The following is a 12,801-nucleotide window of genomic DNA, read 5'->3' as shown; positions in this document are numbered from 1 at the left end:
GAGGAGAACCAAGATGACATCACAACGATTCAAGACCCTGCTGCACCGTGAATGGATGCAGCACCACGCTGGCTGGCTGATGGTGATGCTGGCCGTGCCGCTGATTGCGCTGTTGGCGCTGCCCTGGGGCAAGGTGGAGCTTGCTCCCGACGATCACATGCCGCCGCCGACGATTCTGGCCCTGCTGGCGCTTACAGGCGTCGTCATGGCCACCTGGGCCCTGAGCTGGATGGTGACGATGTTTCAGCTGCCCGGTCTGGCCCGGCGCGATCAGCAGGACCGCTCGATCGAGTTCTGGCTGTCGCTGCCCGGCAGCCACAGCGAGAGCATCGCCGCCACGCTGCTGATGCACGCACTGTTCGTGCCGCTGCTGGCGGTGCTGGTCGGTGCGGCCGCCGGCCTGCTGCTGTGTGCCGGCGCGCTGATCAAGGTTTATGGCTTTGCCTCACTCGCCCAGGTGTCCTGGGGCATGGTGCTGGGCGCTGGTTTCGCTGGGCTGCTCCGACTGCTGCTGGGCGTGACGCTGATGACGCTGTGGTTCGCGCCGCTGTTCATGATCCTGATGGTGGCCTCGGCCTGGCTGAAGCGCTGGGGCACGCCGCTGGTGATTGCCGCCACGGTGATCGGCGGCAATGTGCTGACACGCGTCTACGACAACCGCATCGTCTGGGAGCTGCTGCAAGCGCAGGCCCAGGGGGCCGGCAAGGCCTTCTTCGATGCCAGCGACACCTTGCGCCATGGTTTGAAGGAGCCGGCTGACCTGGGCAGCTTCATCACCGAGGCCTCGCGCTGGATGCTGGAGGACAGCGTCACCGCGATCAGCCAGCTGGCCTCGCCGCATCTGATCGGTGGCCTGCTGATCTCGGCAGCCTGCTTCTACCTGCTGGTGCTGTACCGCCGCCGCGCCAACTGAAACGCCGGCAGACTGAAAAGAGAAAGAGCCCGCATCAGCGGGCTCTTTTGCATGTGGGGTCAGGTCTTGCCTGGCTGCGTGCTCAGCGCCGGCTTCAAGCCGCGGGCAGGGCCTCGCCGCCGCCTGCGGCACCCGCCACCCGAGCGGCCATTTCCTTGCGGAAGCGGTTGAGCTCCTGGACGCTGGCAAAGCTACGCTCCATCAGCAGGCTCATATTGTGAAGAATGCGGTCGACGACTTTGCCTTCCCATACCGCATCGAACTGGATCTGCTTGTCCAGCCACTGCTCCAGCCAGTCAGGATCGGGCAGCCGGCTCTGGATGGTGTCGCGTGGGAACAGGCTGGCGTTCACGTGCAGATTGGTGGGGTGCAGCGCCTGTGCGGTGCGGCGGGCGCTGGCCATCAGCACGCCCACCTTGGCGAAGGCAGCACGGGCTTCGTCGCCGAACTTTTGCATCGCACGCTTCATGTAGCGCAGATAGGCGCCGCCATGGCGGGCCTCGTCACGGGCCAGTGTTTCGTAGATGGCGCGGATCACCGGCTCGGTGTGCCATTCGGCCGCGCGGCGGTACCAGTGGTTCAGGCGTATCTCACCGCAGAAGTGCAGCATCAGCGTTTCCAGCGCCGGTGCCGGATCGAAGTCGAAGCGGATCTCATGCAGCTCCTGCTCGGTCGGCACCAGGTCGGGCCGGAAGCGGCGCAGGTACTCCATCAGCACCAGCGAGTGCTTCTGCTCCTCGAAGAACCAGACGCTCATGAAGGCGGAGAAGTCGCTGTCATCGCGGTTGTCGCGCAGGAACATCTCGGTGGCGGGCAATGCGGCCCACTCGGTGATCGCATTCATTTTGATCGTGCGCGCCTGGTCTTCACTGAGCAGGCTGGCATCGAATTTGTCCCAGGGGATGTCCGTGTCCATGTTCCAGCGCACGGCTTCGAGTTGCTTGAACAGTTCGGGGTAGAGCATGGTTCTTCCTCGTTGGGAAAGTAAATTCTAGTCTTCACACCGGGCACCACGCCGTTCGGCGGGTCTTGCCCGGCTCGACGGTGTCACTCAGGGTCGTGCCAGCGCGCCTTCACGCCAACGTTGCACTTCAGCAGCAACGTCTTGCAGCCGTGTGACAAGGCGCAGCCCCGTCGCGTCCTCACGACGCAACAAGGCCGGCGAGCTGCCGCCCGCCCACAGCGCCACGCTGTCCGGCAAGGCCGAACGCAGCTGGCTCAGGCCTTCGTTGACAGCCACCGTCGACAGATAGCCGCTGAAGCTCAGCGCGACCACATCGGCGCGCGTTGCCCGCGCCGCCAGCACGATGTCGGCCAGCGGCGTCTGTACGCCGACCGACAGGCAGTGGCAGCCCTCCAGCGTCATCATTGCCTCTGCCATCAGCAGGCCCAGTCCATGCGCTTCACCAGGGAAGGTCGTCAACAACACGCGGGGGTGTTCATGCAGCAGCTGCTGCGGCAAGGACTGGATGGCCTGGCGCAAGGTTTGCTGCACGCATTCCGAGAACAGGTGCTCCTCGAACACTGCCCAGACGCCTGCCATCCACAGCTCGCCTACCCGACGGGCCAAGGGCGCAATCCACTGGGTCACGCCCACAGCCAGGCCTTCGCGCAATAACTGCTGCGTCAGCTGGCGACGGAACTCGTCGAGCCGCTGCTGCTTGATCAGGTCCAGCAGCTCATTCTGAGCAGCGCTCAAGCCCTCGGCGTCACCCGCCGGGCCGGGAACGATGCTGGGCCGGCTCGCCTGACGCTGGGCCAGCAAGGCCTGCAGCTCAGCTTCGCTCGCGCCGACGATGCGCCCCGGCCGGTGCCCCTGAGCCAGCAACTGCTTCAGCAGGTGCAGGCGCCGCACCTGGGCGGCAGGGTAGAGGCGGTCGCCAGCCGCATCTCGCTCGGGCTGCGGAAAGCCGTAGCGTCGCTCCCAGACCCGCAGGGTGTCCTTGCTCAGACCGGTGTCGCGTTCGACGGCCGTGATGCCCAGAGCCTGTTCAGTCATTGCCACGCTCTGACGATGCGCTACCCCAGCGAGCGCCAGGCCGGGTCGAAATGTCCATGCAGATCACGATGTTTGTCCTAGACAAATACAAGACAAAAACAATTTGTTCGCCTAATATAGGTGCCAGAGCCGTATTTGACCAGGACAAACGCTCAGCAGAAAGCCTGCCTTCCTCGGCAATCGCCGCAAAGGGCAAAGCAGATGCAGTGATTGGAAAGGGTCAGCCGCTCGCCGATTCGCTGGTGATGGGCACCGCCGGACCGCGTCCAGACAGCAGCTTGCCGACGACCAGCTGTCGTCAACCCGACTTGAAAATCTTGGTGTAAGTTCTATGACCGATACTGTTGCTGACGCGCTGATCAATGTCCCTGCTAGGAGGGACAAAGCTGTCAAATCAGCTGCATTCAGCTTCTTTGGCGCCGAGATCGGTCATCATGGCGGGGCTTGCAGTGAATTCGAGGGAATTCACGCCCACGCTGAGACTAAAGGTCAAGAAACCAGTAAAGTATCAACCAGATTTCAGTCGCAAGATCTCCCCCTTAGTGGGGAAGCAATCCCGGGACCTTTCTCCTCCTCCTCCCTCCCTCCCTCGTTAGTCTCGGGGCGTCTTGCGACTATTTTTATGCACAGGGCTTCCGCCATCGGCGGGAGCCCTTTTCGCTTGTCGCGCCAATCGCTGGGCGCGGCCGACCACGCCACCACCCTGCTGCCCTTTCTGCGCGAGCGCGCCCAGCGTGAAGCGCCACGGCCAGGCCCGCGCCGCCGCGTGGCGGTCATTGGTGCGGGCATCGCCGGCCTGAGCGCCGCCTGGGCCTTGGCGCGCGATGCCGAGGTCAGCCTGTTCGAGGCAGGTCGCTATTTCGGTGGCCATGCCAACACGGTGGAGGTGACGCTGGACGGCATCAGCCACGGTGTCGACACCGGCTTCCTGGTCTTCAATGAACGCACCTACCCGCTGCTGATCGAGCTGTTCAGCCAGCTCGGCGTGGCCACGACGCCGAGCGAGATGTCGTTCTCGGTGCAGGCCGGCGGGCTCGAATGGAGCGGCAGCGACCTGAACAGCGTCTTCGCCCAGCGGCGCAATCTCCTGCGTCCCGGTTTCTGGGCCATGCTGGCCGATCTCTTGCGCTTCAACCGCCTCTGCACCGCGCTGGCCGAGAGCGGCAGTGAACAGGCCCTGGCCCAGCCGATCGGCGCCTTTCTCGATCAGCACCGTTTCGGCCGCGAATTCCGCCAGTGGTATCTGCTGCCGATGGTGGCTTGCATCTGGTCCTGCCCGACCGAACAGATGCTCAGCTTCCCGATCAGCACCTTGATCCGCTTCTGCCACAACCATGGTCTGCTGCAGGTGGCCCATCGCCCGCAATGGTTCACCGTGCAGGGCGGCTCGCGCCACTACGTTGAGCAGCTGATCGCCGGCATCGACGACAAACGCCTGAACTGCCCGGTGCACAGCGCGCAGCGCCTGATCGACGGCGGCGTGCTGGTGCACAGCCAGGCCGGCAGCGAACGTTTCGACGAAGTGGTGCTGGCCAGCCACAGCGATCAAAGCCTGGCACTGCTCCGCGACGCCAGCGTTGATGAACGCCAGGTGCTCGGCGCCATCACCTATCACCGCAACCGCGCCGTGCTGCACACCGATACGCGACTGCTGCCGCAGCGCCGCCGCGCCTGGGCCGCCTGGAACTACGAGCAGGGCCAGCAAGGTGGCGAAGCCGTCTGCCTGCACTACCTGATCAACAAGCTGCAGCCACTGCCCTGGCGCCGCGAGGTGATCGTGTCGCTGAACCCGCTGCGCCAGCCTGGCCAGGTGATTGGCGAGTTCGACTATGCCCACCCGGTCTTCGACCAGGCCGCCGTCCAGGCCCAACAGCGTGTGCCCAGCCTGCAAGGCCAGCGCAACAGCTGGTTCTGCGGCGCCTGGACGCGCTATGGCTTCCATGAAGACGGCCTGCTCTCGGGCCTGCGCGTGGCCCAGCAGCTGAGCGCCAAGCTGCGCGCCGAGGCGGGGCCACGATGAACACCGCATTGCCGGCCCAAGCGATGATCGGTCGTGGCGATGTGCGCCATACCCGGCTGCGCCCGCGCCTGCATCGCTTTGCCTACCGCAGCTATTTCCTGATGCTGCCGATGCGGCGCTTGCGCGAGCAGCCCTGCGCGGCCCTGCATCGCAATGGCCGCGGCTGGCTCAGCTTCCACGATGCCGACCACGGCGACGGCGGCCACGACGCACTGGCCTGGCTGGACGAGTTGCTCGCCCGCGAAGGCCTCGATGACGTCGACGGGGAAGTCTGGCTGCATTGCTTCCCGCGCGTGCTGGGCTATGCCTTCAAGCCGGTCAGCTTCTGGTTCTGCCACCGCCGCGACCAGTCACTGGCGGCCATCGTGGCCGAGGTGAATAACACCTTTAGCGAGCGTCACTGTTACCTGCTGACCGGGCCGGCGCTGCACTGGGGTCAGGAGTTGCAGGCCAGCAAGGTGTTCCATGTCTCGCCCTTCTGCCGCGTGGCCGGGCGCTACCGTTTTCGCTTCATGCTCAGCCAGCGTGACGGCGAGGCGCCGCGCAGCGTTGCCCGCATCGATCACGACGATGAGGACGGCGCACTGCTGCAAACCAGCATCAGCGGCCGCCTGCAGCCCCTCACCGAGGCGGCGGCACGCAGTGCCTTCTTCGCCATGCCAGCGCTGACGTTGATGCTGATGACCCGCATCCACTGGCAGGCGCTGCGCCTCTGGCTCAAGCGGGTGCCCTTCTTCAGCAAGCCCGCGCCGCCCAGCGAATTGATCACCCGTTGATTCACGAACGAATAGATGTCCATGAACAGCACCACCTTCAGCCCCCGATTCGCGCTGCCGCAGAGCGCGCCGCGCGCCGCCCGTCATGTGGTCCGCCTGCTTGAGCGGCTGCAGCACGGCAGCCTCGATGTGCAATGGCCGGACGGCAGCAGCGCCCACTTCGGCAGCGCCAGTGGCCAGGGCCCGCGCGCCGTGCTGCGCATGCGTGAATGGGAGGTGTGCAGCGCCACGCTGCGCAGCGGCGACATCGGCTTTGCCGAGAGCTATGTGGCCGGCCATTGGAGCAGCCCCGATCTGCGCGCCTTGCTGACACTGTTCGTCGTCAACCGCGAGGCGTTGGAAGCGGTGGTCTATGGCCACTGGTGGGGCGCGCTGGCCTATCGCCTGAAGCACTGGCTCAACCGCAACAGCCGCAGCGGCAGCAAGAAAAACATCCACGCCCACTACGACCTCGGCAACGGCTTCTACCGGCTCTGGCTGGACGACAGCATGAACTACTCGAGTGCCTGGTTTGATGGCCGGCCGGAACAGCCGCTGCGCCAGGCCCAGCAGGCCAAGATGCGCCGCGCGCTGGACGAATGCCAGGTCAAGCCCGGTGATCGCGTGCTGGAGATTGGCTGCGGCTGGGGCGCGGTGGCCGAATGCGCGGCGGGTGACTACGGCGCGAAGCTGACCGGCGTCACCTTGTCCAGCGAGCAGCTCGGCTATGCGCAAAAGCGACTGGTCGAGGCCGGCCTGGAGGAGCGCGCCGAGCTGCGCTTCCAGGACTACCGCGATATCGCCGAGACCGGCTTTGACGCGCTGGTGTCGATCGAAATGTTCGAAGCCGTGGGGCAGCGCTACTGGCCGGGCTTTTTCAAGACCGTGCATGACAAGCTCAAGAACGGCGGCCGCGCCTGCATCCAGACCATCACCATCCGCGACGATCTGTTCGAGCGCTACAGCCGCTCCAGCGATTTCATCCAGCAATACATCTTCCCCGGCGGCATGCTGCCCAGCCCCAGCCAGTTCCGTGCCCATGCCGAGGCCGCCGGCCTGCGCGTCGTCAACGAGTTGGCCTTCGGCGGCGACTATGCGGAAACGCTGAAACGCTGGCGCGAAGCCTTTCTGCAAAAGGAGGCACAGGTGCGCAGCCAGGGCTTCGACACCCGATTCATGCGGCTGTGGGAGTTCTACCTGGCCTATTGCGAGGCGGCCTTCGATGGCAACAACACCGATGTCATGCAGTTCACGCTGGTGAAGCCATGAGCGGCCATCAATCCGACCGGGCCGCTTGAATGGATAGGCGCCGCCGCCATCTGCTGTGTGCCAGCGCGCTGCTGGGCGCCCCGGTGGCCGCCTGGGCGCAAGCGCGCCCGACGCCGCCAGAGCTGGAGGGCTATCAGCTGCAGGGCGAGGCGCGCATGCGTTTCCTGGGTTTGAGCCTGTACGACATCCGCCTGTGGACGCCGGCCGGCCCCGTACGTGCCGACAGCTGGCCGCAGCAAGCACTGGCGCTGGAGCTGCAGTACCTGCGCAGCTTCGAGGGCCTGCAGATCGCCCGCCGCTCGCTGAGCGAAATGCAGCGCCAGGCCCCTCTGCCACCGGCGCAGCAGCAGAGCTGGCTGGCCGAAATGCAGGCCAGCTTTCCCGATGTGCAAGCGGGCGATCGGCTGACGGGCTGTCACGAGCCGGGACAGGGCACGCGCTTCTATGCCAATGGGCGTGAGCGCCGTCGCATCGCCGATGCGGAGTTTTCGCGCCTGTTCTTCGGCATCTGGCTGGCACCGCAGACCTCGGAACCGGCGCTGCGCCAGGCCCTGCTGGAGCCCGGCCGTGACCGGCGGTAAGGCGACGGCTGCGCCTTTGTCCATGCCTGCGGCCGCACAGCAGCAGGGGCTGCCCTATGGCCTGCTCGGCTTTGCCCTGGCCTTCGTGGCGCTGCCCCTGTATGTGCAGCTGCCCGCCTTCTATGCCGACCGGCTTTCCTTGAACCAGATCGGCGTCTTGCTGCTGCTGGCCCGCTTGGGTGATGCGCTGATCGACCCCTGGCTGGGCGGGCTGTGCGATCGCTGGCTCGCCCTGCCTGCACCGGCCCTGTTCCTGCGCCTCGGCGCCGCGGCGATCACGCTGGCCGCCGCCTTCTGGGCGCTGTTCCATCCGCCCGCCGCCAGCGAGGGCCTCCTGCTGCTGTGGTGCGCCGTGGGCCTGCTGTTTTGCTATCTGAGCTTCAGTCTGCTGAGCGTCTGCCACCAGGCCTGGGCGGCCCGACTGGGCGGCGGCGTAGGCCCGCAAGCCCGGTTGAGCGCCTGGCGCGAAGGGCTGGCACTCGCCGGTGTGCTGTGCGCCAGCCTGCTGCCCGGTTGGCTGGGCTTTGGCGGCTCAGCCGCCGTGCTCAGCCTGGCGCTGGCCCTGGGCCTGCTGGGCCTGGCTCGTTGCGCTTCGCCATGTGGCACTGCGACAGGAGAGCCAATAGACGCCTGGCTGCCCTGGCGCACCCCGGGCTTCAAGTCGCTGCTGGCGGTGTTTCTGCTCAACGGCATTGCCGCGGCCATACCGGCGACGCTGCTGCTGTTCTTCGTTCGCGACCGGCTGCAAACGCCGGCTGCCGAGGGTCTCTACCTGGCCTGCTACTTCCTGGCCGCTGCCGCTTCGCTACCCCTCTGGTTACGCACCACACGCCGACTCGGCCCGGAGCGCAGCTGGGGCCTGGGCATGCTGGCCGCGGCACTCAGCTTCATCTGGGCCGCCAGCCTGCCGGCCGGCGCGCAAACCGGCTTTGTGCTGGTCTGCCTGGCCAGCGGCCTGGCGCTGGGCGCCGATCTCTGCATCGCGCCGGCCCTGCTCGCCCGGCTGCTGCAGGCCGCCGACTTGCAAGGTGCCGCCGAAGGGCGTTTCTTCGGCTGGTGGAACTTCGCCAGCAAGCTGAATCTGGCGCTGGCCGCCGGTCTGGCGCTGCCGCTGCTGCAGAGCCTGGGCTACCGCCCGGGGCAGGCCGATGCGGACAGCCAGAGCGCCTTGGCCTGGGCCTATTGCGTGCTGCCCTGCCTGCTCAAGCTGGCCGCCGCCGGCCTGCTGTACCTGCTGTTGATTCGCCCCGCCTTGGACCGATCTGGAAGTGAGCCGCCTCGATGAACACCCTGCCTTCTGTGTTGCGCCGCGCCGTTCTGCTGGCGTTTGTCGCCCTGGCCGCGCTGCTGAGCAGCTGTGCCAGCAGCCCCGAGCCGCGCGACTACGCCGCCGAGCAGCCGCATCTGGACCTGCGCCAGTATTTCAACGGCAAGCTGATCGCCCACGGCGTCTTCACCGACCGTGGCGGCCAGGTGAAGAAGCGCTTTGTCGTGCAACTGCTGGGCCACTGGCAGGGCAGCGAGGGCGTGCTGGAAGAGGACTTTGTCTACAGCGACGGCAGCCGGCAACGCCGCGTCTGGCATTTGAGCGATCTGGGCCAGGGACGCTGGCGCGGCCGTGCCGATGATGTGGTCGGCGAGGCCAGCGGCGAGGCCGCCGGCAATGCGCTGCGTTGGCGCTACACGCTGAACCTGCCGGTCGATGGCGCGGTCTACCAAGTCGACTTCGAGGACTGGATGTGGCTGATCGACGAGCGCGTGATGCTCAACCGCGCCAGGATGAGCAAGTTCGGCGTCCATCTGGGCGATGTGACGCTGTCCTTCGAGAAGCTGCCATGAGCCTGAACCCCCGCTTGCGCGACTGGCAGGGCAAGACCGCCTGGCTGATTGGCGCGTCCACCGGCATCGGTGCGGCCGTCGCCAACGCGCTGCATCAGCGCGGCGCACGGGTGATCGTCTCGGCGCGGCGGGCCGAGCGGCTGAAGGACTTCGTTCGCGAACATCCCGGTGCGACGGCGCTGCCACTGGACATCGCCTCCACGGCCGCCATCGCCGAGGCGCAGCGCCAGATTGTGCGCAGCCATGGCGGCATCGACTTCTGCCTGTACTGCGTTGGCCACTACCAGCCCATGCAGGCCGAGCAGTTCTCGCTCGATGAATCGCTGCGCCATCTGGAGCTGAACCATGTTGGCGCGCTGCGCCTGCTGGACAGCCTGCTGCCGCAGCTGCGCCTGCAAGCCCAGCAGGGCCGCGGCGGCCACCTGAGCCTGGTGGCCAGCGTGGCCGGCTTTCGCGGCCTGCCGCGGTCACTGGCCTACGGCCCGAGCAAGGCGGCCCTGACCCATCTGGCCGAGGTGCTCTACCTCGATCTGGCGGCGCTGGGGCTGGGCGTTTCAGTCGTTCAACCCGGCTTTGTGGCCACGCCACTGACAGCGCAGAACGACTTCCACATGCCCGCCCTGATCAGCCCCGAGCAGGCCGCCGCTGCGATGCTTGCGGGCTGGGCCAGAGGCGACTTCGAGATCCATTTCCCCAAGCGTTTCACCGCCTGGCTGAAGCTGCTGCGACACTTGCCCTACGGCCTCTATTTCCGCGTCGTCCGACGCATCACCGGCGCATGACTACCACCCAAGATTCACGGCTTGGCCGGCTGATCCAGCTGTTCGAAAACCTGCAGCCCGGCGATGTGGCGCGGCTGGGCGAGTGCTACAGCGAAGCCGTGTATTTCCGCGATCCCTTCAACGAAGTTCACAGCCTGGCCGCGATGCAGGCCATCTTCGCGCACATGTTCGAAACGCTAGACGCACCACGCTTCGTCGTCAGCGCCGCGTTCAGCGAAGGCGAACAGGCGCTGCTGATCTGGGATTTCCACTTCCGCATGAAGGGCCAGGCTCAGCCGCGCCACATTCACGGCAGCAGCCATCTGCGCTTCGCCCTCGATGGCCGCTGCTGCTACCACCGCGACTACTGGGACGCCGCCGAGGAACTCTACGAAAAGCTGCCCGTACTGGGCGCCGTGCTGCGCTTCATCAAGCGCAAGCTCAGCGCTACGACAGCGCACCGCTAGCGCCCCACCCACAAGGCGCGCGCAGCGCCGCCGCTCCCAGCGGAGGGTGCTGATCCGGCTCCGCCGGTCAGCTTGGCGCCGAGAGCGCTTCCTCAAGCGCAAACTCGGCGCTACACCATCCCGCCGAGTGTGCCCCACCCACAAGGCGCGCGCAGCGCCGCCGCCCATCCAGCGGAGGGTGCTGATCCGGCTCTGCCGGTCAGCCACCCTCGCCCCCTTGAGGGGGCTCGCGCAGCGAGTAGGGGGTGGGCCAGCCCTCGTCTACCTCAACCAGCCCTTGCGCCTGAAGTAGATGAAGGGCGCGGCCACCGAGGCAATCATCAGCACGATGGCGAAGGGGTAGCCCCATTCGGCCTCCAGCTCGGGCATGTGTTTGAAGTTCATGCCGTAGATCGAAGCGATCAGCGTCGGCGGCAGCAGGGCCACGCTGGCCACCGAGAAGATCTTGATGATCTTGTTCTGGTTGATGTTGATGAAGCCGACCGTGGCATCCATCAGGAAGTTGATCTTGTCGAACAGAAAGGCGGTGTGCGAATCCAGCGAATCGATATCGCGCAGGATCTGGCGCGACTCCTCGAACTGCTCGGCATTGAGCATGCGGCTGCGCATCATGAAGCTGACCGCGCGACGCGTATCCATCACGTTACGACGGATGCGCCCGTTCAAGTCTTCCTCGCGCGCAATCGCCGCCAGCACCTCACCGGCCTCGGTATCGTTGACGTCCTTCTTCAGCACCCGCTCGCTGACCTTCTCCAGGTTGTCGTAGATGCCCTCCAGCACGTCGGCCGAGTACTCGGCGTCGGCGTCGTAGAGCTTGAGCAGCACGTCCTTGGCGTCTTCGATCAGCGCCGGAATGCGCCGCGCGCGCAGGCGCAGCAGGCGGAACACCGGCAGGTCCTCGTTGTGCACCGAGAACAGCACGTTGTTGTAGAGGATGAAGGCCACGCGCACATTGCGGGCCGACTCGTTGTCTTCGATCAGGAAGTCGGAGCGGATGTGCAGCTCGCCGTTGTCTTCCTCGTAGAAACGGGCCGACTCTTCCAGGTCCTCGTCGACGATGTCTTCCGGAATGACCAGGCCAAAGCGCTCGCGTATCCAGCCCTTCTCTTCCTGGCTGGGATTCTCCAGATCGACCCAGATCGGCTGGGCCAGCGCGAGGTCAGCGGCGGATTCGATTTCTTCCTGGAACAGCCCGCCCTTCAGACGGCCATTGTCCAGCGTGAACACATTGAGCATGCGCTTCTCCAGCTCTTGCGACGGCAGGTTCTGCGCGTCGGGGGCTAAAGGACGGAATCGCAAGCCAGCAGCTTGCACTCGTCCGGATGAGGGTTTGGAAATGGGGGAACCCGTCTCACTCCGGACGGGCGTCGCGTCGCTGTTTCAAGCGCACGCCAACGCCGGCAGCGGGAGTGGACGGTCACCGAGGGTGATCGCTGTCCAAGAAGGTCTCCGGGGATGGGCAGGCCGCGATTATCACACCGCCGACCCGGCGGCATCAAGGCAAGCTATCGGCTCGCCACCGTCATTCGGAAACCTCGCGGCCCGACTGCATTGCGCATTCCATCACGGCTTTGAGCCCTGACAAAACAACGGGTCGATATGACCCCAAACCTCGGTTTAAAACGCTTGTCACAAAGAATCTTCAGGAGCACACTGGATTCGTCCTCAGCACTTGAACAGCACAAGCCTCACAGCACCCGCTACTTGATTCCCCTCCCCCCGCCCCCACTCTCTCTTCTGAACCGCTTTCCCGTCTTTGCGACCAAGCCCTTGTGAAAGGAGGCTTTATGAACCTGACTATCAGCGGCCACCATCTTGAAGTGACCCCAGCCTTGCGCGAGTACGTGCTCACCAAGCTGGACCGGGTGACCCGACACTTTGACCAGGTTGTTGACATCAACTTCCTGCTCACGGTGGAAAAGCAAAAGGAAAAGGAACGCAGACAACGGGCTGAAGTCACCGTCCACGTCAAGGGACGCGATATCTTTGTCGAACAATCTCACGAGGATCTCTACGCCGCGATTGATCAGCTGATGGACAAGCTGGACCGCCAGGTCTGCCGTCACAAGGACAAGGTGCAAGATCACCACCACGCCTCCGCCAAGCGGCTGGACGTGTCGGCCAACTGAAGCAGCGCGAAACGCGCATCCAAGGGCGACCCGAGCGGTCGCCTTTTTGTTGCCTGGCCGCGCCGTTG

14 protein-coding genes are annotated in these 12,801 nt (G+C 65.5%); 11 read left to right on the top strand and 3 right to left on the bottom strand.

Features of this window, described 5'->3' with window-relative positions; genetic code table 11:
- Positions 1–13: 13 nt before the first annotated feature.
- The gene (locus RQP53_RS09350) at positions 14–913 is read left to right on the top strand and encodes a hypothetical protein (RefSeq protein ID WP_315650035.1); all 900 of its coding nucleotides are present in this window, start codon (positions 14–16) and stop codon (positions 911–913) included.
- A 94-nt stretch (positions 914–1,007) separates the two neighbouring features.
- On the opposite strand, the gene RQP53_RS09345 is transcribed toward RQP53_RS09350, so the two are convergent.
- Both RQP53_RS09345 and RQP53_RS09340 read right to left on the bottom strand, forming a co-directional pair.
- Positions 1,008–1,877 carry a ferritin family protein gene (locus RQP53_RS09345; protein ID WP_315650034.1) on the bottom strand — a complete coding sequence of 290 codons (870 nt, stop codon included), beginning with the start codon at positions 1,875–1,877 and terminating at the stop codon, positions 1,008–1,010.
- A gap of 87 nt (positions 1,878–1,964) precedes the next feature.
- Positions 1,965–2,912 carry a MerR family transcriptional regulator gene (locus RQP53_RS09340; protein WP_315650033.1) on the bottom strand — a complete coding sequence of 316 codons (948 nt, stop codon included), beginning with the start codon at positions 2,910–2,912 and terminating at the stop codon, positions 1,965–1,967.
- A gap of 50 nt (positions 2,913–2,962) precedes the next feature.
- Here RQP53_RS09340 and RQP53_RS09335 point away from each other — a divergent pair, with 50 nt between their 5' ends.
- The 9 genes from RQP53_RS09335 to RQP53_RS09295 all read left to right on the top strand — a co-directional run bounded on the left by RQP53_RS09335 (position 2,963) and on the right by RQP53_RS09295 (position 10,604).
- Entirely contained in the window at positions 2,963–3,238 is a 276-nt protein-coding gene (locus RQP53_RS09335) for a hypothetical protein (RefSeq protein WP_315650032.1), read from the top strand.
- A gap of 389 nt (positions 3,239–3,627) precedes the next feature.
- The gene (locus RQP53_RS09330; protein ID WP_315650351.1) at positions 3,628–4,932 is read left to right on the top strand and encodes an NAD(P)/FAD-dependent oxidoreductase; all 1,305 of its coding nucleotides are present in this window, start codon (positions 3,628–3,630) and stop codon (positions 4,930–4,932) included.
- An 8-nt stretch (positions 4,933–4,940) separates the two neighbouring features.
- The gene (locus tag RQP53_RS09325) at positions 4,941–5,708 is read left to right on the top strand and encodes a DUF1365 domain-containing protein (protein ID WP_315650350.1); all 768 of its coding nucleotides are present in this window, start codon (positions 4,941–4,943) and stop codon (positions 5,706–5,708) included.
- A gap of 21 nt (positions 5,709–5,729) precedes the next feature.
- Positions 5,730–6,956, top strand: coding sequence for a class I SAM-dependent methyltransferase (locus tag RQP53_RS09320; protein WP_315650031.1), 1,227 nt, complete (start codon positions 5,730–5,732; stop codon positions 6,954–6,956).
- A gap of 29 nt (positions 6,957–6,985) precedes the next feature.
- Entirely contained in the window at positions 6,986–7,537 is a 552-nt protein-coding gene (locus RQP53_RS09315; protein ID WP_315650030.1) for a chalcone isomerase family protein, read from the top strand.
- Entirely contained in the window at positions 7,524–8,822 is a 1,299-nt protein-coding gene (locus RQP53_RS09310) for an MFS transporter (RefSeq protein WP_315650029.1), read from the top strand. The genes RQP53_RS09315 and RQP53_RS09310 overlap by 14 nt, the downstream gene beginning before the upstream one ends.
- Positions 8,819–9,376 (top strand): DUF3833 domain-containing protein, encoded by a 558-nt coding sequence (locus RQP53_RS09305; RefSeq protein WP_315650028.1) that lies wholly within the window; start codon positions 8,819–8,821, stop codon positions 9,374–9,376. The genes RQP53_RS09310 and RQP53_RS09305 overlap by 4 nt, the downstream gene beginning before the upstream one ends.
- Positions 9,373–10,158: an SDR family NAD(P)-dependent oxidoreductase gene (locus RQP53_RS09300; RefSeq protein WP_315650026.1), complete on the top strand. Its 786-nt coding sequence runs from the start codon at positions 9,373–9,375 to the stop codon at positions 10,156–10,158. Before RQP53_RS09305 ends, RQP53_RS09300 begins: the two co-directional genes overlap by 4 nt.
- On the top strand, positions 10,155–10,604 hold the full coding sequence (locus RQP53_RS09295; RefSeq protein WP_315650024.1) for a nuclear transport factor 2 family protein: 450 nt from the start codon (positions 10,155–10,157) through the stop codon (positions 10,602–10,604). Before RQP53_RS09300 ends, RQP53_RS09295 begins: the two co-directional genes overlap by 4 nt.
- A gap of 261 nt (positions 10,605–10,865) precedes the next feature.
- On the opposite strand, the gene corA is transcribed toward RQP53_RS09295, so the two are convergent.
- Positions 10,866–11,840, bottom strand: a complete 975-nt coding sequence (corA, locus tag RQP53_RS09290) for a magnesium/cobalt transporter CorA (protein ID WP_315650022.1) — start codon at positions 11,838–11,840, stop codon at positions 10,866–10,868.
- Between the two features lie 551 nt (positions 11,841–12,391).
- Here corA and hpf point away from each other — a divergent pair.
- Positions 12,392–12,733, top strand: coding sequence for a ribosome hibernation-promoting factor, HPF/YfiA family (gene hpf, locus RQP53_RS09285; protein ID WP_315650021.1), 342 nt, complete (start codon positions 12,392–12,394; stop codon positions 12,731–12,733).
- The last annotated feature ends 68 nt before the right edge of the window (positions 12,734–12,801 follow it).

The organism is Roseateles aquae (assembly GCF_032337115.1).
Classification (GTDB): Bacteria; Pseudomonadota; Gammaproteobacteria; order Burkholderiales; family Burkholderiaceae_C; genus Roseateles_C; species Roseateles_C aquae.
Note: the sequence above shows the minus strand (reverse complement) of the source record. Positions and strands in the feature narration are given on the sequence as shown.